23 protein-coding genes are annotated in these 17,350 nt (G+C 69.7%); 9 read left to right on the forward strand and 14 right to left on the reverse strand.

All coding sequences use genetic code 11. The features are described 5' to 3' along the window. Positions 1-85: 85 nt before the first annotated feature. From ACZ6ZD_RS07680 to ACZ6ZD_RS07695, 4 genes are read right to left on the reverse strand one after another with little or no spacing between them, the layout of a single operon-like run. Positions 86-1,453, reverse strand: a complete 1,368-nt coding sequence (locus ACZ6ZD_RS07680; RefSeq protein WP_465669434.1) for an MFS transporter — start codon at positions 1,451-1,453, stop codon at positions 86-88. A gap of 38 nt (positions 1,454-1,491) precedes the next feature. Beyond that, positions 1,492-1,860 (reverse strand): DUF1304 domain-containing protein, encoded by a 369-nt coding sequence (locus ACZ6ZD_RS07685; RefSeq protein ID WP_465669436.1) that lies wholly within the window; start codon positions 1,858-1,860, stop codon positions 1,492-1,494. Next, on the reverse strand, positions 1,857-2,759 hold the full coding sequence (locus ACZ6ZD_RS07690) for a phosphotriesterase family protein (protein ID WP_465669438.1): 903 nt from the start codon (positions 2,757-2,759) through the stop codon (positions 1,857-1,859). Before ACZ6ZD_RS07690 ends, ACZ6ZD_RS07685 begins: the two co-directional genes overlap by 4 nt. Then, complete coding sequence (locus ACZ6ZD_RS07695; RefSeq protein ID WP_465669440.1) at positions 2,756-3,118, reverse strand: carboxymuconolactone decarboxylase family protein; 363 nt, start codon at positions 3,116-3,118, stop codon at positions 2,756-2,758. Before ACZ6ZD_RS07695 ends, ACZ6ZD_RS07690 begins: the two co-directional genes overlap by 4 nt. Positions 3,119-3,180: 62 nt before the next feature. Here ACZ6ZD_RS07695 and ACZ6ZD_RS07700 point away from each other — a divergent pair, with 62 nt between their 5' ends. Beyond that, complete coding sequence (locus ACZ6ZD_RS07700; RefSeq protein ID WP_465669442.1) at positions 3,181-3,735, forward strand: CGNR zinc finger domain-containing protein; 555 nt, start codon at positions 3,181-3,183, stop codon at positions 3,733-3,735. 52 nt (positions 3,736-3,787) lie between these two features. Here ACZ6ZD_RS07700 and ACZ6ZD_RS07705 read toward each other — a convergent pair whose 3' ends face one another. Then, complete coding sequence (locus ACZ6ZD_RS07705; RefSeq protein WP_465669444.1) at positions 3,788-5,329, reverse strand: DEAD/DEAH box helicase; 1,542 nt, start codon at positions 5,327-5,329, stop codon at positions 3,788-3,790. 178 nt (positions 5,330-5,507) lie between these two features. Here ACZ6ZD_RS07705 and ACZ6ZD_RS07710 point away from each other — a divergent pair, with 178 nt between their 5' ends. Next, positions 5,508-6,008, forward strand: coding sequence for a DinB family protein (locus ACZ6ZD_RS07710; protein WP_465669446.1), 501 nt, complete (start codon positions 5,508-5,510; stop codon positions 6,006-6,008). Position 6,009: 1 nt separating this feature from the next. On the opposite strand, the gene ACZ6ZD_RS07715 is transcribed toward ACZ6ZD_RS07710, so the two are convergent. Genes ACZ6ZD_RS07715 through ACZ6ZD_RS07725 form a run of 3 tightly spaced genes read right to left on the reverse strand, consistent with a single transcriptional unit; the run spans position 6,010 to position 7,508 of the window. Next, entirely contained in the window at positions 6,010-6,678 is a 669-nt protein-coding gene (locus ACZ6ZD_RS07715; protein ID WP_465669448.1) for a TetR family transcriptional regulator, read from the reverse strand. After that, positions 6,650-7,072, reverse strand: coding sequence for a DCC1-like thiol-disulfide oxidoreductase family protein (locus ACZ6ZD_RS07720; RefSeq protein ID WP_465669450.1), 423 nt, complete (start codon positions 7,070-7,072; stop codon positions 6,650-6,652). Before ACZ6ZD_RS07720 ends, ACZ6ZD_RS07715 begins: the two co-directional genes overlap by 29 nt. Before the next feature lie 4 nt (positions 7,073-7,076). After that, the gene (locus ACZ6ZD_RS07725) at positions 7,077-7,508 is read right to left on the reverse strand and encodes a hypothetical protein (protein ID WP_465669452.1); all 432 of its coding nucleotides are present in this window, start codon (positions 7,506-7,508) and stop codon (positions 7,077-7,079) included. Positions 7,509-7,617: 109 nt separating this feature from the next. Here ACZ6ZD_RS07725 and ACZ6ZD_RS07730 point away from each other — a divergent pair, with 109 nt between their 5' ends. Next, positions 7,618-7,974, forward strand: coding sequence for a YybH family protein (locus tag ACZ6ZD_RS07730; protein WP_465669454.1), 357 nt, complete (start codon positions 7,618-7,620; stop codon positions 7,972-7,974). A 150-nt stretch (positions 7,975-8,124) separates the two neighbouring features. Beyond that, a complete protein-coding gene (locus ACZ6ZD_RS07735; RefSeq protein WP_465669456.1) occupies positions 8,125-9,555 on the forward strand; it encodes an ankyrin repeat domain-containing protein in 1,431 nt (476 codons plus the stop codon). Here the strand turns inward: ACZ6ZD_RS07735 and ACZ6ZD_RS07740 are convergent. Next, positions 9,521-10,624 carry a calcium:cation antiporter gene (locus tag ACZ6ZD_RS07740; RefSeq protein ID WP_465669458.1) on the reverse strand — a complete coding sequence of 368 codons (1,104 nt, stop codon included), beginning with the start codon at positions 10,622-10,624 and terminating at the stop codon, positions 9,521-9,523. The two genes, ACZ6ZD_RS07735 and ACZ6ZD_RS07740, sit on opposite strands and share 35 nt — an antisense overlap. A gap of 72 nt (positions 10,625-10,696) precedes the next feature. Here ACZ6ZD_RS07740 and ACZ6ZD_RS07745 point away from each other — a divergent pair, with 72 nt between their 5' ends. Beyond that, positions 10,697-11,197 (forward strand): GNAT family N-acetyltransferase, encoded by a 501-nt coding sequence (locus tag ACZ6ZD_RS07745; RefSeq protein WP_465669460.1) that lies wholly within the window; start codon positions 10,697-10,699, stop codon positions 11,195-11,197. Then, positions 11,194-12,039, forward strand: coding sequence for an SCO6745 family protein (locus tag ACZ6ZD_RS07750; protein WP_465669462.1), 846 nt, complete (start codon positions 11,194-11,196; stop codon positions 12,037-12,039). Before ACZ6ZD_RS07745 ends, ACZ6ZD_RS07750 begins: the two co-directional genes overlap by 4 nt. Here ACZ6ZD_RS07750 and ACZ6ZD_RS07755 read toward each other — a convergent pair. Continuing rightward, positions 12,036-12,920 (reverse strand): LysR family transcriptional regulator ArgP, encoded by an 885-nt coding sequence (locus tag ACZ6ZD_RS07755; RefSeq protein ID WP_465669464.1) that lies wholly within the window; start codon positions 12,918-12,920, stop codon positions 12,036-12,038. The two genes, ACZ6ZD_RS07750 and ACZ6ZD_RS07755, sit on opposite strands and share 4 nt — an antisense overlap. 72 nt (positions 12,921-12,992) lie before the next feature. On the opposite strand from ACZ6ZD_RS07755, the gene ACZ6ZD_RS07760 reads away from it, so the two are divergent. After that, a complete protein-coding gene (locus ACZ6ZD_RS07760; RefSeq protein WP_465669466.1) occupies positions 12,993-13,592 on the forward strand; it encodes a LysE/ArgO family amino acid transporter in 600 nt (199 codons plus the stop codon). On the opposite strand, the gene ACZ6ZD_RS07765 is transcribed toward ACZ6ZD_RS07760, so the two are convergent. Further along, positions 13,582-13,992: an ester cyclase gene (locus tag ACZ6ZD_RS07765; RefSeq protein ID WP_465669468.1), complete on the reverse strand. Its 411-nt coding sequence runs from the start codon at positions 13,990-13,992 to the stop codon at positions 13,582-13,584. The two genes, ACZ6ZD_RS07760 and ACZ6ZD_RS07765, sit on opposite strands and share 11 nt — an antisense overlap. A 58-nt stretch (positions 13,993-14,050) precedes the next feature. Here ACZ6ZD_RS07765 and ACZ6ZD_RS07770 point away from each other — a divergent pair, with 58 nt between their 5' ends. Next, positions 14,051-14,467 (forward strand): MarR family winged helix-turn-helix transcriptional regulator, encoded by a 417-nt coding sequence (locus ACZ6ZD_RS07770; RefSeq protein WP_465669470.1) that lies wholly within the window; start codon positions 14,051-14,053, stop codon positions 14,465-14,467. Here ACZ6ZD_RS07770 and ACZ6ZD_RS07775 read toward each other — a convergent pair. Beyond that, a complete protein-coding gene (locus ACZ6ZD_RS07775) occupies positions 14,458-15,369 on the reverse strand; it encodes an SDR family oxidoreductase (RefSeq protein ID WP_465669472.1) in 912 nt (303 codons plus the stop codon). The two genes, ACZ6ZD_RS07770 and ACZ6ZD_RS07775, sit on opposite strands and share 10 nt — an antisense overlap. A 46-nt stretch (positions 15,370-15,415) precedes the next feature. Between ACZ6ZD_RS07775 and ACZ6ZD_RS07780 the strand changes: the two genes are divergently transcribed. After that, a complete protein-coding gene (locus tag ACZ6ZD_RS07780; RefSeq protein WP_465669474.1) occupies positions 15,416-16,120 on the forward strand; it encodes a TetR/AcrR family transcriptional regulator in 705 nt (234 codons plus the stop codon). 75 nt (positions 16,121-16,195) lie between these two features. On the opposite strand, the gene ACZ6ZD_RS07785 is transcribed toward ACZ6ZD_RS07780, so the two are convergent. Both ACZ6ZD_RS07785 and ACZ6ZD_RS07790 read right to left on the reverse strand, forming a co-directional pair. Beyond that, complete coding sequence (locus ACZ6ZD_RS07785) at positions 16,196-16,594, reverse strand: GNAT family N-acetyltransferase (protein WP_465669476.1); 399 nt, start codon at positions 16,592-16,594, stop codon at positions 16,196-16,198. Further along, entirely contained in the window at positions 16,591-17,337 is a 747-nt protein-coding gene (locus ACZ6ZD_RS07790; protein WP_465669478.1) for a phosphotransferase family protein, read from the reverse strand. The genes ACZ6ZD_RS07785 and ACZ6ZD_RS07790 overlap by 4 nt, the downstream gene beginning before the upstream one ends. Positions 17,338-17,350: the final 13 nt, after the last annotated feature.

A 17,350-nucleotide genomic window follows, 5' to 3' on the forward strand; every position in this document is an offset into this window, starting at 1 on the left:
CGGGTGTCCCTTCGTCGAGTGAGTTGGGGAAACCGTTCCAGCCGGGTTCGCCGGGCAGAAGCTGTTCGAGGCGATTCGAATGGCCTCAGGTGAGCGCCGTCCGGCGGGCTACCTGGACGCCGATCAGCGCCAGGACGGCCGGGACGCCGAAGGCGACCAGGTAGGCCGTGACCGGGGAGTGCGGCTCGATGGCGGCGAAGAGCGAACCGCCGATCGCGAGAACTGTTGCTGTGGACAACGAATCGCTGAGCTGTAGTGCGGAGCTGTTGGCGCCTTGCTGGGAACGCTCGGAGTACTCCAGGACGAGGACGGACAAGGTCGGGAAGACGGTGCCCATGCCGAAGCCGGCCAGGCCCCAGCCGAGGATGCCGATCGCGACCGGGACCTGCGGGCTGAGGGTGAGGACGGCGATGCCGATGCCGAGCACCAGCGCGATCATGCCGATCTGCAGGAAGCCGGAGGCGCCGATCCGGTGGTTCGGCCGGCCGCGCCACCAGGAGGCGAGCACCCAGCTCAGCCCGCTGATCGTCAGCACCAGACCGGCGACCGCCGGCGAGAGGCCGCGTTCGCGGGTCAGCATCAGCGGCAGGAAGACCTCGGCGCCGAACCCGGCCGCCGCGACGAGTCCGCGCAATGCGATCACGGCCGGCAGGCCTCGGCGTACGGTGAAAGTCCCGCGTGGCAACAGCTTCGGTGCGAACCCGGCGATGCCGGCCAGGCCGATCAGCAACAGGACGACTTGGAGGACGCCGTGCTGCTGGCCGCCGAAGTGCAGGACGCCGACGCCCACAGCGGCCGCCGACGCCCAGAGAGCGCGCTTGTCCCAGAGCCGCCCGGCGCGGACTTCGTACGCGTCGCCGCGGGCCAGCCCGGGTCGCATCACGAACGCGGCCGGGATCGCGAGCAGCGGGACGGCGAGGAAGACGATCCGCCAGTTGGTGTGCTCGACGATCAGCCCGGCGACCGCGGGGCCGACCAGAGCGGGAATCGCCCAGCCGGCCGCGAACCCGGCGAAGATCCGCGGGCGGAGCTCGGCGGGGTAGAGCTGTCCGACGACGACGTACAGGGCCACGGTGAGCAGGCCGGAGCCGAAGCCCTGGATGATCCGCCCGGCGACCAGCACCTCCATGGACGGCGCGAGCCCGGCCACGACCAGCCCGCCGAGGAACCACGCCGTCCCGTGCCAGAGCGGCCGGGTCGGCCCGCGCAGGTCGCTCCAGGTGCCGGAGACGACCATCCCGACCACGCCGGAGGCGAGCGCGCCGCCGAACGCGAGCGCGTACAGGTACAACCCGTCGAGCGCGACCGCGACCGTCGGCATCGCGGTCGTCACGGCCAGGTTCTCGAACGCGACGAGCGTGATCAGCGCGATCATGCCGATCGTCAGCGCCCGGTACTGCGGCGCGAGCACTCCGGTGCGCTGATCCGCTCGGGGTTCGGCTGTCGTAGTCATGCCGAACACCTTCGGACTTAAAGCGCGGTTGAAGTCAACTACAGGACGGCGGCCAGCACGATCGCGGCCAGCGGCGGCAGCGCCTGGGTCGCCGCGGCCTGGACCATCCGGCGGTCGGAGGCGACCAGCACCAGACCGGCGCCGGCCATACACGCGCAGCTGAACAACGCGATCGCGTGGCCCTTGTCACCGCCCGCGAGCAGCCCGCCGAGCGCGCCGGCCGCGAGGAACAGGTTGTAGAAGCCCTGGTTGAACGCCCACGGCTTCGCGACGGCCGCCTCGGCGTCGTCCTTGACCAGGAAGCGCTGGTACGTGCTCGGCTTGCGGAACAGCAGGCTCTCCATGACGAAGATCGCGACATGGAACAGACCGGCGACGACGACGAAGACCTGTGCGACGACACTCATGCCGGAACCGTACCGCGATCGGCCCACCGAAACGCGCGCGCCGGGTTGTCGCGGAAGATCGCGGCGGCGGCGTCCGCGCCGAACTCGCGCGTGATCCGCGGCCGGAGCCGGGTCAGCAGGTACCGCATCCCCGGCCCTTCCCCGGTCACGCCCCGGGCGCGCGCGGTCGTCGTGTCCCCGCCGAGCAGCAGCCGATCGGCGTACCCGGCGTCGATCAGCGCGCCAAGGCAGTCGAACAGCCACGGGTCGGTCGCGTGGTTGGCCCGCGACGGCCCGTCGAACGCCAGCCAAGCCCCTCGGCTCGCGAGGTCGAGGTGCGCTCGCCGGTCCGGGAACCGGTTGAGATGCCCGAGCAGCACGCTCGCCGGCGGTACGCCGAGGCTCGTGAGCAGTTCGAGGACGTCGTCCGCGGCGGAGCCCAGCTCGTGGTGAACCGCGATCGGTGCGCCGGTCGCAAGCTGCGCCTCCGCGGCCGCCGCCAGGACGAACCGCGCATGCGCATCCAGGCCGTGGAACCCGCCGGCCACCTTGATCAACCCGGCCCGCGCCGCACTGTTGCCGATGCCAACGGTCAGCTCGGCATGGAACGTCTCCGCCAGCTTCGGCCACACCGAACCCGCCGGGTAATGCTCAGCACGATGCAGACCAGTTGCCGCGACCAACGAAACCCCGGTCCGCCGCGAAATCTCCACCAACGCCTCGACCCGCCGCCCCAACCCATACGGCGTCCACTGCACAATCGCGTCACCACCAAGCGCCTTGAAGTCAACCACCTCAGCCAGCGCCGCCGCCGCGTCGTCCAACTCCTCCCCCACCAACCGCGCCGACCTGAAGAACAGATGGTCATGCGCATCCGTAACCCCAAGCCACTCAACATCCCCCAAAACCGTCCGAATCACGCGTCCTCCTCAGCGAAGACAGCCGTCGCCAGCCGCAGCCCGGCGAGCGCCTTCGGCAGCCCGACGTACGGCGCGAGATGGACGAACGTCTCGGCGATCTCGGTCCGGCTCATGCCGATCCGGCGGCTCGTGCGGACATGACCGGCCAACTGCGGCTCGACGCCGCCGAGCGCGGTGAGCGCGGCGAGGTTGAGCAGCTGGCGATCCCGCAGGGCCAGGCCGGCGCGCTGGTAGGTGCCACCGAACAGCGAGTCGACGATCCAGGCCGGGAATCCCGGCGCGAGCGCTTCGAGCGGCTCGAAGGTCGCCGCCTGCTGCGCCGGGTCCTGCAGGTGATCGAGAAGCTCGTGAGCGTCCATCAGGTCTCCTTGTAACGGTTGAGGCGTTACCAACGTAATGGGTGGGGCGTTACGATGTCCAGATGGGTGATCGACGGGAGTTTCGGTTCGACCTGGGGGCTACGTGGTTGAACCTGCTGGCGACGCGCGGGACGCATTTCGGCGCGCACCCGGTTGAGCGGCTGGACTCGGTGGAGCGGCTGGTGGAGTGGCTTGAGCGCGTCGAGCTGATGCCGGTGCGTGGTGTGACGGCGGCTGATCTGTCGTCGGTCTGGGAGTTGCGCGAGGTACTCCGGCCGCTCGCCCTCGCCACGGTCGACGGCACGCCCGCGACCGCAGGACAGGTCGAAGCGCTGGCGCAGTACGTCGCGGCTCCGGAGGCGGTCGAGCTAGGCGCGGCGGAGCGGCTTACTCGAAGCCGGCCGGCGAGCGTGGACGACGCCCTTCGGCGGATTGCTTATCAGGCGGCCGTTCAGCTGACTGGCCCGGAGCGCGAGAGCTTGTACGCCTGCTCCGAGGCCGACTGTCGTGGCGTCTTCAGCGACCCGACCGGACGCCGACGCTGGTGCCCGAACCCCGCCTGCGCGACCCGGGGCCGAGTCCGCGCTCATCGAGCCCGTAAGTCTCAACCGGACTGAACGCAACAGCCCCTTCGTACATGGAGCTGTACGAAGGGGCTGATGGGTTGGGTCAGGCTGCTTGCTTGCGGGGGCCGCGCCGCCTGCCGCGGGAGCGGGCTCGGGCGGGCTGCTCCGATGTGGTCGAGCGGGGGCCGCTCGACTGGCCGCCTGCGCGCGGGGGCTGGGTGGTCGACGCCGCGACGGTGCGACCGCGGCCGCCCCGGCCGCGCCTCGGCGTCCGGGCCGGGGTCTCGGACTGGGCCGGCTTGGGAGTGGGCGCGACGTAGGTGCGCTCGCCGGGGGCGAGCTGAGTGAGGAGCGGGTCGCCGGCGGTCAGCTTGGTGGTCGTCGGCTTGATCCCGGCCTTGCGGGTGAGATCCCGGACGTCGCGGACCTGGTCGTCGGTCATCAGCGTGATGACCGTGCCCTCGGCACCGGCGCGGGCCGTGCGGCCGGAGCGGTGCAGGTAGGCCTTGTGCTCGACGGGCGGGTCGGCGTGGATGACGAGTGTGACGTCGTCGACGTGGATCCCGCGGGCGGCGATATCGGTCGCGACCAGCGTCTTCGCCGTGCCGGCCGCGAAGGCCTCCAGGTTCCGCGTGCGGGCGCCCTGGGACAGGTTGCCGTGCAGCTCGACGGCCGGCACGCCCTGCGCGATCAGCTTCTTGGTGAGCGCCTTCGCGCCGTACTTCGTCCGCGTGAAGACCAGCGAACGGCCGGGGGCCGCGGTCAGGTCGACCAGCACGGGCAACCGGCTGTCGGACTGCACGTGCAGCACGTGGTGCGTCATCTTCGCGACCGGCGACTGCGCCGAGTCGACGCTGTGCGTGACGGGCTTGGTCATGAAGCGCTGCACGAGGACGTCGACACCGGCGTCCAGCGTGGCGGAGAACAGCAGCCGCTGCGCGTCGGTCGGAGTCGCCTCCAGGATCCGGCGGACGGCGGGCAGGAAGCCCAGGTCGGCCATGTGGTCGGCCTCGTCGAGCACGGTGATCTCCACCGCGTCGAGCTTCAGGTTGCCGGCCTTGAGGTGGTCCTCCAGGCGGCCGGGGCAGGCGACGACGATGTCGACGCCCTTGCGCAGGCCGGCGGTCTGCGGGCCGTGACCGACGCCGCCGAAGATCGTCATCGTGCGCAGGTCGAGCGCGTCGGTGAGCGGCGTGATCGACGCCTGGATCTGGGTCGCCAGCTCACGCGTCGGCGCCAGGATCAGCGCGCGCGGCTGCTTCGGCCGGCGCGGGCGGCCGCTGGTCGCCAGCCGGGCCAGCACCGGCAGCACGAACGCGTAGGTCTTACCCGAGCCCGTCCGGCCGCGGCCGAGAACATCCTTACCGGCCAGGGAATCCGGCAGCGTGGCCGCCTGGATCGGGAAGGGCTTGGTGACGCCGGTCGCGGCGAGCGCGCCGGCCAGCGCGGCCGGGACGCCGAGGTCGGCGAAGGTCAGGTCGTCCGGAATGTCCAGCGGGACGACGGAATCGTACTCGGCCGTGACCGCACCGTTGCTCTGAGCAACATTACCGGCCGGCTTCTTCGCGGCGGGACGCCGGCGACGCGGACGAGAGGTGGACGTGGGCGTGGTGGAAGCTTGCGTAGAAGGGCGGCGGGCCGCCATAGGTACTCCAAAAATCGTGGGGGTCGTCCTGCCCGGCGCGGCGTCATCGGCCGCGGCGCGTGGTGGTCCGACTGCAAGCACCTCTGTCACAGAGTGCTCCCGGCCCGAGGCAGAACTGGGCGGGCCGTCACCATCAGTGTACGGCACCACCGGGACCACCTCGACTAGATTCCGCTCCATGACCCGAATCGACCCGCCCACCGCGGCGTCCGAACGCGAGCTGCTCCAGGGCTTTCTCGACTTCCACCGCCACACAATGCTGCTCAAACTGGCCGATCTGAGCGCGGAGCAGCTCACCCTGCGCAGCGTCGACCCGTCGACGATGTCCTTGCTCGGCCTGGTGCGCCATCTCACGGAAGTCGAGCGCTACTGGTTCCAGACCTGCCTCGCCGGCCACGCCGTCCAGCCGGTCTTCTGGACGGACGAACACCCCGACGGGGACTTCGATCTGGTGACGGCTGAGGCGGCAGACAAGGATCTGGACGACTACCGGGCGATCATCCGCGTCTCGGACGAGCTGGCGGCGCAGTACGAGCTGGATGCCACGTTCCGGCGTCCGCGCCGGGAGGGCGATTACAGCCTGCGGTACCTGTACATCCACCTGATCGAGGAGTACGCACGCCACAACGGTCATGCCGACCTGTTGCGGGAGCGGATCGACGGGCGGACGGGCGAGTAGGTCAGGGTTTGATCGCGCGGATCAGGCCGACGAGGTCGTTGACGACGCCGCGGACGCCGGGGATCCGGGTCAGCCGCAGGAGGCGATCGACCAAGGGGACGGATCGGTCGATCAGGGTCTTCGTACGCCGCAGGTCGTCGCTGTCATCGTGCACCCAGAACAGCACTACGCCCATCTGCAGCAGCCACAACAACTCCGGTAACTCCTTCGCCAGCTCCGGCGTGAGTTTGAGATCCGAGCCCGCGACCAGGCGGCGGAAGATCTCGACACTTGCCTCCCGGGCGGGCTGCGACTCGGTGCTGAACGGCGACAACGGACTCTTCGGATCCGCCGCCGTCTTGAAGAACGTCCCGGCGAACTCGTGGTACGGCGCCGCGACGTCCAGCCAGGTGTGCAGGACACCAGTCAGCCGGACGACGAACGACTTGTCGCCGGCCAGGATCGTTTCGACCGCATCCCGGTGCTGCTCCTGCAGGTGGTCGTAGTACGCCTGCATGAGGTGGTCTTTGGAGCTGTAGTAGTAGTACGCGTTGCCGACCGAGACCCCCGCCTCGGTCGCGATCGCCCGCATCGTCGTCTTCGCGTACCCCTGCTCGCGAAACAGCCGCAGCGCAGTCGACAGGATCAGCTCCCGGGTCTGCTCACCTTTGGTGGTCGCACTGTCCGTCACATCCGTCAGCGTAGTCACCCCCGGGCCGGTCGACAGTGAAGTGCCGTAGGCCGGCCGCCGCGAGCACCATCGCCCGCACCACCGGCTGCATCCCCGGCCGGGTCAGCCGAATTGCCGTCTGCCGGTGGTCACGCGTAGCCCACAGACAGATGATCCAGGCCCGGTCACCGATGTAGACCGAGCCGTCGTCCGCGACCACGGTGACGTCGCGCAGCGTCGCCTCGTGGTTGAGCTGGGGATAGAGCCTCCGCGCGTACGCCGACCCCGCCGCGACGAACCGCATTCGCACCACCCCGTCCGGCCCGCTGCGCCCCGGCGCCTGCACCGCCAGCCAACTCCGGAACCGGCGGCACAGACCACACTCCGCGTCGTACAACACCGTCAGCTCGCGCATCGGATCAGTAGCCGTAGTTGTTCGGCGGCTCGGTCTGCGGGCGCAGTACGGCGTTCGGCGCGACCGGCGGCGTCCCCAGCCGGTCCTCCCGGCTGCGGCGGCGGATCGAGTTGAAGACCCAGACGTTACTGAGGTGCACGACCCCCAGCACGAGCATCACGATCCCCAGCTTCACGCTCAGCGCCTCGAAGACGGCGTTCGTGCTCATCACCGGCTGCTCGATCCGCAGGAACAGCATGACGAAGCCGAGGTTGAGCAGGTAGAAGCCGACCACCAGCAGCCGGTTCACCGCGTCGGCGAAGTCCTCGTTCCCGTGGAAGACATCCACCAGGAAGATCCGCCCGTTCCGGCTGAGCGTCCGGGCGACCCAGATCGTCAGCGGGATCGCGATCGCCAGGTAACACAGGTACGTCGTCACCGTCAGAAAGACCATCATCCGTCCTCACCTAGTTGAACACGTTCAATTCAGTGTCGGACAGGATTTGAACGTGTTCAAGTAGATGTATGGGTGACGTGGGTCTCGTCGGCGGGGGCAGGATGCGGGTATGCGGGAGAAGGATCTGGATCGGTGGGTGACGAAGTACCGGACGGCGTGGGAGTCGAACGACCCGGCCGACATCGGGGCGCTGTGGACCGAGGACGCGGCCTGGTACCGGCGGCCGGACGAGGAGCCGGTGCTGGGCCGGGCGGCGATCGTGGAGGCGTGGCTGGAGGTCGCCGACGCGCCGGGGGAGACGACGTTCGAGTACGAGGTGCTCGGGTTCGGCGACGGGGTCGGATTCGTCCGCGGGTGGACGACGTACCGGACCGAGCCGCCGGGTGAGTTCAGCAATTTGTGGGTGATCCGGCTGGACAAGGACCGGGCGCACGAATTCGTCGAATGGTGGATGGAGAAGCCGTGAGTCGGCTATCGTCGCGGTAGGCGCTCAGGGCGCCACCGGTCCGCGGGAAGGGCTCAGCCCACCTGATGCAGTGAGTTGGTGCGACTGTCTTTCACACCTCCTTTCTCGCCTGACGACGCGGACAGCAGGCTCGTAGAGAGGAGGTCGGCGATGCCGACCCGCAATCTTCCGAACGACCCGCACCTGGACCATCTCCGCAAGCAGGCCAAGCGCCTGCTGGCCGAGGTCCGCGCCGGCGACCCGGCCGCGGTTGCCCTGGCCGACGAGTTCCATCCGGTCGGGAGCCTGGCCGATGCCCAGCTGGCGATCGCGCGGAGTTACGGCTTCGCGAGCTGGCCGCGGATCGTCCGCCATCTCGAGCTGGTCAGCCGCTATAGCCGGTCACCGCACCGGCAGCCGGTCGGCGGACCCCTGGACACACCCGACCAGCGCGCGGACGAGTTCCTCCGGTTGGCGACCTTGCACTACGGGCAGGACGATCCGGCCCGGCAGCAGAGCGCGCAGTTACTCCTCGACGAAGTTGCCTCTAGCAACATTTACACGATGGCGGTGGCCGGCGACATCGACGGCGTTCGCCGAAATCTCCACCATGCAAGCGAAGAAGGCGGCCCGTACCAGTGGGAGCCGTTGCTCTACCTCACCTATAACCGGCTCGACGCACCGAATCAGGTCGAGATCGCGCGTTTGCTGCTGGCGAACGGCGCGGACGCGAACGCCGGCTATCTGTGGCAAGGCATGCCGTCACCGTTCACCGCCCTGACAGGCGTCTTCGGCCGTGGCGAAGGCGATCAACCACCCCACCGGGACCGGGTCGAGCTGGCCCGAGTGCTCCTGGACGCCGGCGCGGACCCGAACGACAGTCAGACCATGTACAACTGCGGCCCGGGCTCGCCGCCGCCGTACGACGACGTCCATCTGGAGCTTCTGCTCGAGTACGGATTGGGACGTGGGGACGGCGGACCGTGGCACGAGCGGATGACCACGGCCCACCCGACCCCGCAGCAGCTGCTGGAGGACGAGCTGGTGTTCGCGTCGTCCGCCGGGCTGGTCCACCGGGTCGAGTTGGTGCTTGCACAAGGCATCGATCCGGAGGGGCGAGGGACTGAACATCCGGCCTTCTGCGGGCATCGCGCGTACGAATTCGCCGCCGTCCAAGGGCATACCGAGATCGCCGAGCTGCTGCGGTCTCGGGGCGCCGCGCCGCTGGACGACGTCCACGAGCTCTACGCGGCGGCGTTCCGCGGCGAGACGCCGGCGGTGAGCACGGAGCTGGCCGCGCGGGCCGTCGCGCGGAACCCGCACCTGATGCATCGCGCCGCGGAGATCGGCCGGACGGCGGCGCTGGCGCCCCTGCAGCGGTTGGGTTTCGACGTGAACCACCGCGCGAACGAGGCGCCGATCCACCGGGCCGCGCTGAACGGTCACCTCGACACCGTCCGGAAGCTGATCGAGCTGGGCGCCGATCCCGAGCAGAAGGACCGGACGTACGGCGGGAACGCGCTCAGCTGGGCCGAGCACAACCACCAGGACGCGGTGGCCGACTACCTCAGGGGCTTACCGCGAGGAACAGGAACGCGCTGAACACCATCAGGTGAACCGCGCCCTGCAGGAGCGTCGCCTTACCGGTCGCGACCGTCATCATGCTGGTCACGACGGTCAGCGCGAACAGCACCATCTCCTTGCCGTCCAGGCCGAGGACGAGCGGCCCGGTCAACCAGATCGAGGCCACCGCGATCGCCGGGATGGTCAGGCCGATGCTGGCCAGCGCGGACCCGAGCGCCAGGTTGACGCTGGTCTGGAGGCGGTTGCGCAGCGCCGCGCGCACTGCCGCAACCGTCTCCGGAAGCAGCACGAGCAGGGCGATGACGACACCGACGACGGCCAGCGGGGCACCGGCCGACTCGACGGCGGCCTCCAGCTTGGGCGAGACCACCTTGGCCAGGCCGACGACGGCCACCAGGCAGACGAACAGCAGACCGAGGCTGCTCAGCGCGACTCGGCTACTCGGAGCGGCCGCGTGCTGCTCCTCTTCCTCCTCGGGCGTCGCCGCCGGCTTCACCGGGAGGAAGTAGTCGCGGTGCCGCACGGTCTGGACGAACACGAACACGCCGTACATCACCAGCGACGCGACGCCCGCGAACGCGAGCTGGACCGGGCTGAACCGCGGGCCGGACTCGCTCGTGGTGAACGTCGGCAGCACCAGGCTGAGCGTCACCAGCGCGGTCATCACCGCGAGCGCGCCACTCGACGCCTGGACCCGGAACTCCTGGACGTGGTGCCGGATCGAGCCGACGACCAGCGCCAGGCCGAGGATGCCGTTACAGGTGATCATCACCGCGGCGAACACGGTGTCCCGGGCCAGGGACGCCGCCTTGTCACCGCCGGAGGCCATCAGCGTGACGATCAGCGCGACCTCGATGATCGTCACCGCGAGCGCGAGGATCAGCGTGCCGAACGGCTCACCGACGCGGTGCGCGACGACCTCGGCGTGATGGACGGCGGCGATCACCGCGGCGCCCAGCCCGGCGCACACCAGGACCAGCAGCACCGCACCGAGATCTCGGCCCCAGGACAGCACCAGGACGACGAAGGCGAGCGGGGGCACGGCCAGACTCCAGCGCGGCAACCCATGGACCACGGAGTTAGTCATCTCCATTGATTCTAAGGGATTCCGAGTAATCCGGTTGGCAACGACCACGGTGCGGGTGATGCTTCTCGCATCATGACTGTGCAGATCAGGGTCGCGACCGACGCCGACTGGCCGGCCATCTGGCCGTTCTTCCACGAGATCGTCACCGCGCGGCAGACCTACACCTACGATCCGGAGCTGACCGCCGAGCAGGCGGAGCGGCTGTGGATGACGCCGTCGCCAGCCGCCCGGACGACGGTGGCGGTCGATGCCGAGGGCATCGTCCTGGGCAGCGCGAACATGTACCCGAACCGGCCCGGGCCCGGGGCGCATGTCGCCAGCGCGAGTTTCATGGTGTCGGCGGCCGCGCGCGGACGCGGCGTCGGGCGGGCATTGGGCACGGACATGATCGAGTGGGCCGGCCGGGAGGGGTTCCGCGGGATCCAGTTCAACGCGGTCGTCGCGGCGAACGAACCCGCCGTCCATCTCTGGCAGGCGCTCGGCTTCGAGATCGTCGGGACGGTGCCCGGAGCTTTCGACCACGCCGAGCTCGGGTACGTCGGGTTACATGTGATGTACCGTCCGCTGGTGTGACCGACAACCGCGCACGCCGGATGTGGAAGACCCTCGAGCCGTTCCACGCGATCACCTACTTCGCGCCGGAGACCAGGCAGGCGACGGACGCGCTCGGCCTCAAAGGCGGCTGGATGAGCTACTTCGGCTGCCGGGCCGCCCCGCTGGGCGCCGCGCCGGCCGAGCTGGTGGCCGCGATCTTCTACAACTTCCACCCGGCGATGGTCGCGCGTTCGCTGCCGGATGCGTGGAGCTTCGCGACTCCGGCGGCGCTGCTCGACGCCCGGCTCGCGGCGGTGGACGCCGCCGTCCAACGGCTGTTCGGGACCGCCTCCTTCGGCCGGGCGGCCGAGATCGCCCGGCAGGCAGCTGAGGCGGCTCCGGTGGCCGGGCGGCCGCTGGCGGCGGCCAACGCGGCCCTGGAGTGGCCGAGCGAGCCGCATCTCGCGCTCTGGCAGGCGACCACGATCCTGCGCGAGTCGCGCGGCGACGGGCATGTCGCGGCGCTCGTCAACGCCGGGCTCAGCCCATGTCAGGCCCTGGTGACGATCTCGGCGGCCGGCGGGCCGTCGAAGCAGGTCTTTCAGGTCAGCCGCCGCTGGACGGACGACGAGTGGGCCGCAGCGTCCGACGACCTACGCTCACGTGGCCTGCTGGACGACTCGGGCGCGTTGACGGACGCCGGCCGCGCGCTCCGGCAGCAGGTCGAGGACACGACCGACGTCCTGGCTGATCAGGGCTGGAAAACGCTCGGCGACGAGCTGACGACCGAGCTGTACGACGTCGTCCGGCCGCTGAGCGCAGTCGTGATGTCCGGCGGGCTGATCCCGCCGGACAATCCGATGGCTTTACGCTGGGACTAGATTCGTAAGCTCGCGGCCGCGGCCCGGAGTACGGCGGCGGTCAACGCGGCGAGCACCTCGGACTCCAGCTTCCAGTGCTGCCAGTACAGCGGTACGTCGACGTACTTGCCTGCGGCAACTTCCACCAGGTGGCCGGCGGCGATCGCCGGGACCGCGAACTGCTCCTCGATCGTGCCCCACCCGAGGCCGATCATGATCGCCTGCTGAAACGCACCGGCTGCCGGGACGGCGTGCACGGGCGGATCGAGCCGACGGCGGGTCACCTTGCGGATCAGGCGGTGCTGGAGCAGGTCTTTCTCGTTGAACACGACCACCGGGGCCTCGGCCAGCGCGTCGGGCAGCGGCCGATCGGCGAACCAGCGCTCGGCGTACCGGGCGTTCGCGACGGGCAGGTAGCGCATCTTCCCGAGCGGCACGACGCGGCAGCCCTGCACCGGCTTGGGGTCGGCGGTCACCGCGGCGAGGACCGTCCCGTTCCGGAGGTACTCGGCGGAGTACTCCTGGTCCTCACTGTGCAGCACGAACCGGGCCGGGAACTGCTCGGTCAGCTCGACCAGCGCGGGCAGGAACCAGTTGTTCAGCGAGTCCGCGTTGACCGCCACCGGTAGCCGCAGCGCGTCGACCGTCCCCCGGACGGCCGCCATCGTCTCCCCCTCCAGCAGCGCGACCTGCCGCGCCAGCCGCAACACCGCCGCACCCGCCACCGTCGGCCGGGCCGGCTTCCCGCGCATCACCACCACCTGGCCGAGGCGGCTCTCCAACGCCTTGATCCGCTGACTGACCGCGGACGGCGTCACCCGCAACCGCTGCGCCGCCGCGTCGAAGCTACCTTCGTCGACCACGGCCGCGAACGTCTCCAACTGCGCGGAGTCGATCTGCATGATGAAGCAATCCTAATGCCCCATCAGAATCTTTAGCTGGCCTGATCCCGCGCCAGTTCCTACCGTCGTCCCATGACCGCCCTCACCGGCTTCGCCACGGCCCTCACCCTGATCGTCGCCATCGGCGCCCAGAACGCCTTCGTCCTCCGCCAGGGCCTCCGCCGTGAGCACGTCGTCCCCATCGTCCTCATCTGCGCCCTGTCCGACGCCCTCCTGATCGCCACCGGCATCGCCGGCCTCGGCGTCCTCATCACCCAGACCCCGATCGCCGTCACCATCACCAAGTACGCCGGCGCCGCCTTCCTCTACGCCTACGCCGCCCTGGCCGCCCGCCGAGCCCTCTCCCCCACCGCCCTCACCACCACCCCCGCCACCACCGCCGTCCCCCTCCGCACCGCCCTCCTCACCTGCCTCGCCTTCACCTTCCTCAACCCCCACGTCTACCTCGACACCGTCGTCCTCCTCGGCTCCCTCGCCAACCAGCACGGCCCCTCCGCCCGCTGGCTCTACGCCCTCGGCGCCATCACCGCCTCCTTCACCTGGTTCACCGCCCTCGGCTTCCTCTCCCGCCACCTCTCCCCCCTCTTCACCCGCCCCCGCGCCTGGCAACTCCTCGACACCGCCATAGCCCTCCTCATGACCACCCTCGCCACCTGGATGCTCATCGGGTGAGTTGGGCCATCAGGCCGAGGAGGTCGGGGGCTACCCATTCTTCGGCGACTTTGGTGTTGGTGAGGCGGTAGAGCTCGAGGCTGGTGAAGGTGACGGGGCGGTTGGTCGGGGGGATGTCGAGGAAGGGGGCTCGGTGGGTGCCGGTGAAGTGGAGGCGGACGACGACTCGGTCCTCGTGGGCGAAGATCTCGTCGATGGTGATGTGGAGGTCGGGGAAGGCGGAGAGCATGGCTTGGGCGCCTTGTTTCCAGGCGGCGCGGCCGATGGCGGGGGTGGGGCGGCCGGGCTGGTTGGCGATGAAGTCCTCGGTGAGGTGTTCGACGGCCTGGTCGAGGTCGCCGGCTTCGAGGAGCTGGTAGAGGGTGCGGAGGAGATCCACGTTGGCGGTGGTCGTTGTCATCGGCGGCTCCGTTCACTAGGATTTAGTGAATATGGTACACAATGAGCGTAGTACACCAGTGGAGCGGGAAGCGCTGGATCGGCTGTTCGAGGTGTCGATCCTGATGGCCGAGGACATGGCGCGAGGGCTGGCCGAGCGTGGGTTGACGCGGGCGCGGGCGACGGCGCTGTGGCAGGTCGCGCGGCATGGGCCGTTGACGCAGCGGGAGCTGGCGGATCGGCTAGTGGTGACGCCGCGGAACGTGACGACTTTGGTCGACGCGCTGGAGCGGACGGGGTTCGTCACGCGGACGGCACACGCCGAGGATCGGCGGGCGTTCCTGGTGCGGCCGACGCGGAAGGGCAGCGCGGCCGCGAATCGGATGGACGCCGAATCGGCGCGCCTGGCCGAGGAGCTGTTCGGTGATCTCCCGGCCAGGGACGTCGCGACCGTCGTCCGGGTGCTAGGTCAGTTGGCGGAGCGGATTCAGCGGTAGCCGGTGGTGTCGGCCGGCTTACCGGGTTGCTCGACCTCGACGATGTAGCGCCAGGCGTCGGGGCGGCTGCCGTCGAGGTCGGTGAAGTCGTAGAGCTTCGCGAGGTCGCCGCTGGAGGTGGATTTGCCGTTCCAGCGCCGGACGTCGGGGTCGGCGGCAAGCGCGGCCACCGCGCGTCCGACGTACGAGGGGCTCTCGGAAATCGCGAAGTGTGGAACCTTCTCGGTCGCGTCGCGCCAGGTCTCCTCGGTGACGCCGTAGTGCTCGAGCATCGCTTCGGAGCGGAGCCAGCCGGGCGTGAGGAGGACGGCGGTGGCGTCGTACTTGTCGAGCTCGTGCGCCAAGGCGAAGGCCATCCGGCTGACGGCGCCCTTGGCCACGTCGTAGAAGAATGAGACGCGGTAGTTGTCGGCGTTGTACTCGTCGGTGCCGTCAGTCATCTCGACAACCAGGCCGCCGGGTGTCTTGATCAGCAGCGGGAGCGCGAAGTGGCTGGTGATCGCGTGCGTGTCGACGCCGAGGCGCATCAGGTGCAGGCCGGCCGCCAGGTCGCTCTCCCAGACGGTCTTGTCCCACTCGGGTTCGCCGAACTGCCCCCAGATGTCGTTCACCAGGATGTGCAGCGCGCCCTGCTCACGCTCGATCCGCTCGATCAGCGCCTGCACCTGGGCCGGGTCGAGATGATCCACCTGGACGGCGATGCCGCGGCCGCCCGCCTGGTCGACCAGCTCGGCGGTCTCCTCGATCGTCTCCGGACGGTTCATCTCCGACCGGCTCGTGCGGGTGGTCCGACCGGTGACGTACACGGTCGCGCCCGCGGCGCCCAGCTCGACCGCGATCCCCCGGCCGGCCGCGCGGCTGCCGCCGGTCACCAGTGCCACTTTCCCCGCCAACGACTTCATCACTCGATCCTTTCCATACGTTGTATGGTTATGTACCATACGACGTATGGTTAATCCCGGCAAGCGCTCCGGCAGGCCCCGGGCGGGGGAGGAGCGGCTGAGCCGGGAGGCGATCCTCACCGCGGCGCTGCGGATCGTCGACGACGAGGGCATCGACGCGCTGACGATGCGCCGACTGGCGGCGACGCTCGGGGTGAACCCGATGTCGCTCTACCACCACCTGCCGAACAAGGCCGCCGTCCTCGCGGGGCTGGCCGAGCTGGTCTTCGCCGGGCTCGAGATCCCGGACCCGGGCGACGCCGTCCCGTGGCCCGACCAGCTGAAGGACGCCGCCCGCGCGTACCGGAACGCCCTGCGGGCCCACCCGAATCTCGCGCTACAGGTCCTCTCCGACACCTCGGCCGTCTCGGCCGTGGTCGTCGTGACGGTCGAGCCGTTCTACCGCGCGCTCGACCGCGGCGGGCTGTCGCCGCGACAGATCGTCGAGGCGGTCAACACCCTGGTCGACTTCATCCACGGCTTCCTGCTCGGCGAGGTCTCGGTCCGCGCCGACACCTTCGACCTCGCCCCCGACCTGCTGACCCGAACAGCCGAACTCCCACCAGGCAAAGCTCCCACCCTGGTCCGCGTCGTCAGCGAGCTAGGCCCCGAGGGTCTCGCCTACGACTTCGACTCCGGCTTCGAAGCCGCCCTCTCGATCTTCACCGCCGGCATCGCCGCGAATGCCGGACCTGCAGGCCATCACATTTGACGATCAGCACCGACCTGCCGCGTGCGGGCGCCGCTCGGCCGCGATTGTGATGGCGTGGCGGTTCGCACCCCCACGTCACCGCAGCTGCAGTAGCCCGGCGTCGGTCGGGCGGAAGCCGCAGGATTCCAGGTAGAACGGGGTCAGGTGCGGTTCGAAGTCGACGTGGAGCCATTCGCAGCCGGCGGCCTTCGCCTCGGCGGCTGCGGCTTGGACGAGCCGGTTACCGATTCCTTGCCGGCCGTGCTCCGGGTGGACGGCGGTGTCGAGGAGGAAGGCGTGTGCGCCGCCGTCCCAGCAGACCTGGACGAAGCCGATCAGTTGATCGTTGCTGAAGGCACCGATCCAGGTGAGGGCCCAGCGGGCCAAGCGGTCGGCCCAGGGCTGTAGGACCGTCGGGCTACCGAAAGCCAAGCCGTGCAAGGCCGAAAGCTCTTGGTCGTCGACGGGGAAACGCACTACCAGGTCGACACTCATAGCAACCCTCCCGCGGCCGCAAGCCGTCCGTTCCACCCAGATGCTTCGGGGGAGCCCTCAGGCCAGTCGGCCATGCTCAGAAATCCTTGCACCACGATCGACGGCAGCGCAGTGATCAGACCGTCGACTGGACCGTAGGCGTCCAGGGGTTCGGCCCAGCGCGCGGGCTCGACCGACGACAGCAGGAACCAGGCCAGATCGAGGACGCCGGGCGCCGCCGACACGTCTTCCCAGTCCAGTAAGGCGATTTCACCGGACGGCGACGTCCGGATGTTCTGCGCCGCGGCGTCCCCGTGGACGACGGTCAGCGGCCCGGCGTCGAACAGCTGCTGCTCGACGGCGACAACCTGACCGACCAACCGCTCACCCAGGTCACGGACGTCGGACGACAGGTCGGCGCGGGCAGCGAGCTGCGGCCAGGTGTCGTCGTACAGGCGGGCGACCAGGTCGTTCCCGGCGTCGAGGGAGCGCAACCACGGCCAACGCTCGGGCGCCGGCGCGGTCGTGTGGAGCGTGCGGAGCACCCGCGCGACGGCGGCCGGCTCACCGCCGAGCCGCCAGTCCGACAGATCCTCCAACTCCAGCAACGATCCCTCGGGACCGATCTCCGCGCGGTAGCAGGCCGGGACCCGGACGCCGAGCTCCGGCGCGATCTCCCGGTAGAAGCGCACCTCGGACTCGGCCATCCGCAGGACATCCGCGATCGATCCGGCCTCGGCCGGCGGACGGCGTTTGACGAACATGCGCCTCAGGCTA

This window comes from Kribbella sp. NPDC104218 (assembly GCF_055584105.1).

Coding starts and splice junctions, on each gene's coding strand:
- ACZ6ZD_RS07680 (WP_465669434.1), bottom strand. CDS start 1,453: ATGACTACGACAGCCGAACCCCGAGCGGATCAGCGCACCGGAGTGCTC.
- ACZ6ZD_RS07685 (WP_465669436.1), bottom strand. CDS start 1,860: ATGAGTGTCGTCGCACAGGTCTTCGTCGTCGTCGCCGGTCTGTTCCAT.
- ACZ6ZD_RS07695 (WP_465669440.1), bottom strand. CDS start 3,118: ATGGACGCTCACGAGCTTCTCGATCACCTGCAGGACCCGGCGCAGCAG.
- ACZ6ZD_RS07700 (WP_465669442.1), top strand. CDS start 3,181: ATGGGTGATCGACGGGAGTTTCGGTTCGACCTGGGGGCTACGTGGTTG.
- ACZ6ZD_RS07705 (WP_465669444.1), bottom strand. CDS start 5,329: ATGGCGGCCCGCCGCCCTTCTACGCAAGCTTCCACCACGCCCACGTCC.
- ACZ6ZD_RS07710 (WP_465669446.1), top strand. CDS start 5,508: ATGACCCGAATCGACCCGCCCACCGCGGCGTCCGAACGCGAGCTGCTC.
- ACZ6ZD_RS07720 (WP_465669450.1), bottom strand. CDS start 7,072: ATGCGCGAGCTGACGGTGTTGTACGACGCGGAGTGTGGTCTGTGCCGC.
- ACZ6ZD_RS07725 (WP_465669452.1), bottom strand. CDS start 7,508: ATGATGGTCTTTCTGACGGTGACGACGTACCTGTGTTACCTGGCGATC.
- ACZ6ZD_RS07730 (WP_465669454.1), top strand. CDS start 7,618: ATGCGGGAGAAGGATCTGGATCGGTGGGTGACGAAGTACCGGACGGCG.
- ACZ6ZD_RS07735 (WP_465669456.1), top strand. CDS start 8,125: ATGCCGACCCGCAATCTTCCGAACGACCCGCACCTGGACCATCTCCGC.
- ACZ6ZD_RS07740 (WP_465669458.1), bottom strand. CDS start 10,624: ATGACTAACTCCGTGGTCCATGGGTTGCCGCGCTGGAGTCTGGCCGTG.
- ACZ6ZD_RS07745 (WP_465669460.1), top strand. CDS start 10,697: ATGACTGTGCAGATCAGGGTCGCGACCGACGCCGACTGGCCGGCCATC.
- ACZ6ZD_RS07755 (WP_465669464.1), bottom strand. CDS start 12,920: ATGCAGATCGACTCCGCGCAGTTGGAGACGTTCGCGGCCGTGGTCGAC.
- ACZ6ZD_RS07760 (WP_465669466.1), top strand. CDS start 12,993: ATGACCGCCCTCACCGGCTTCGCCACGGCCCTCACCCTGATCGTCGCC.
- ACZ6ZD_RS07765 (WP_465669468.1), bottom strand. CDS start 13,992: ATGACAACGACCACCGCCAACGTGGATCTCCTCCGCACCCTCTACCAG.
- ACZ6ZD_RS07775 (WP_465669472.1), bottom strand. CDS start 15,369: ATGAAGTCGTTGGCGGGGAAAGTGGCACTGGTGACCGGCGGCAGCCGC.
- ACZ6ZD_RS07780 (WP_465669474.1), top strand. CDS start 15,416: ATGGTTAATCCCGGCAAGCGCTCCGGCAGGCCCCGGGCGGGGGAGGAG.
- ACZ6ZD_RS07785 (WP_465669476.1), bottom strand. CDS start 16,594: ATGAGTGTCGACCTGGTAGTGCGTTTCCCCGTCGACGACCAAGAGCTT.
- ACZ6ZD_RS07790 (WP_465669478.1), bottom strand. CDS start 17,337: ATGTTCGTCAAACGCCGTCCGCCGGCCGAGGCCGGATCGATCGCGGAT.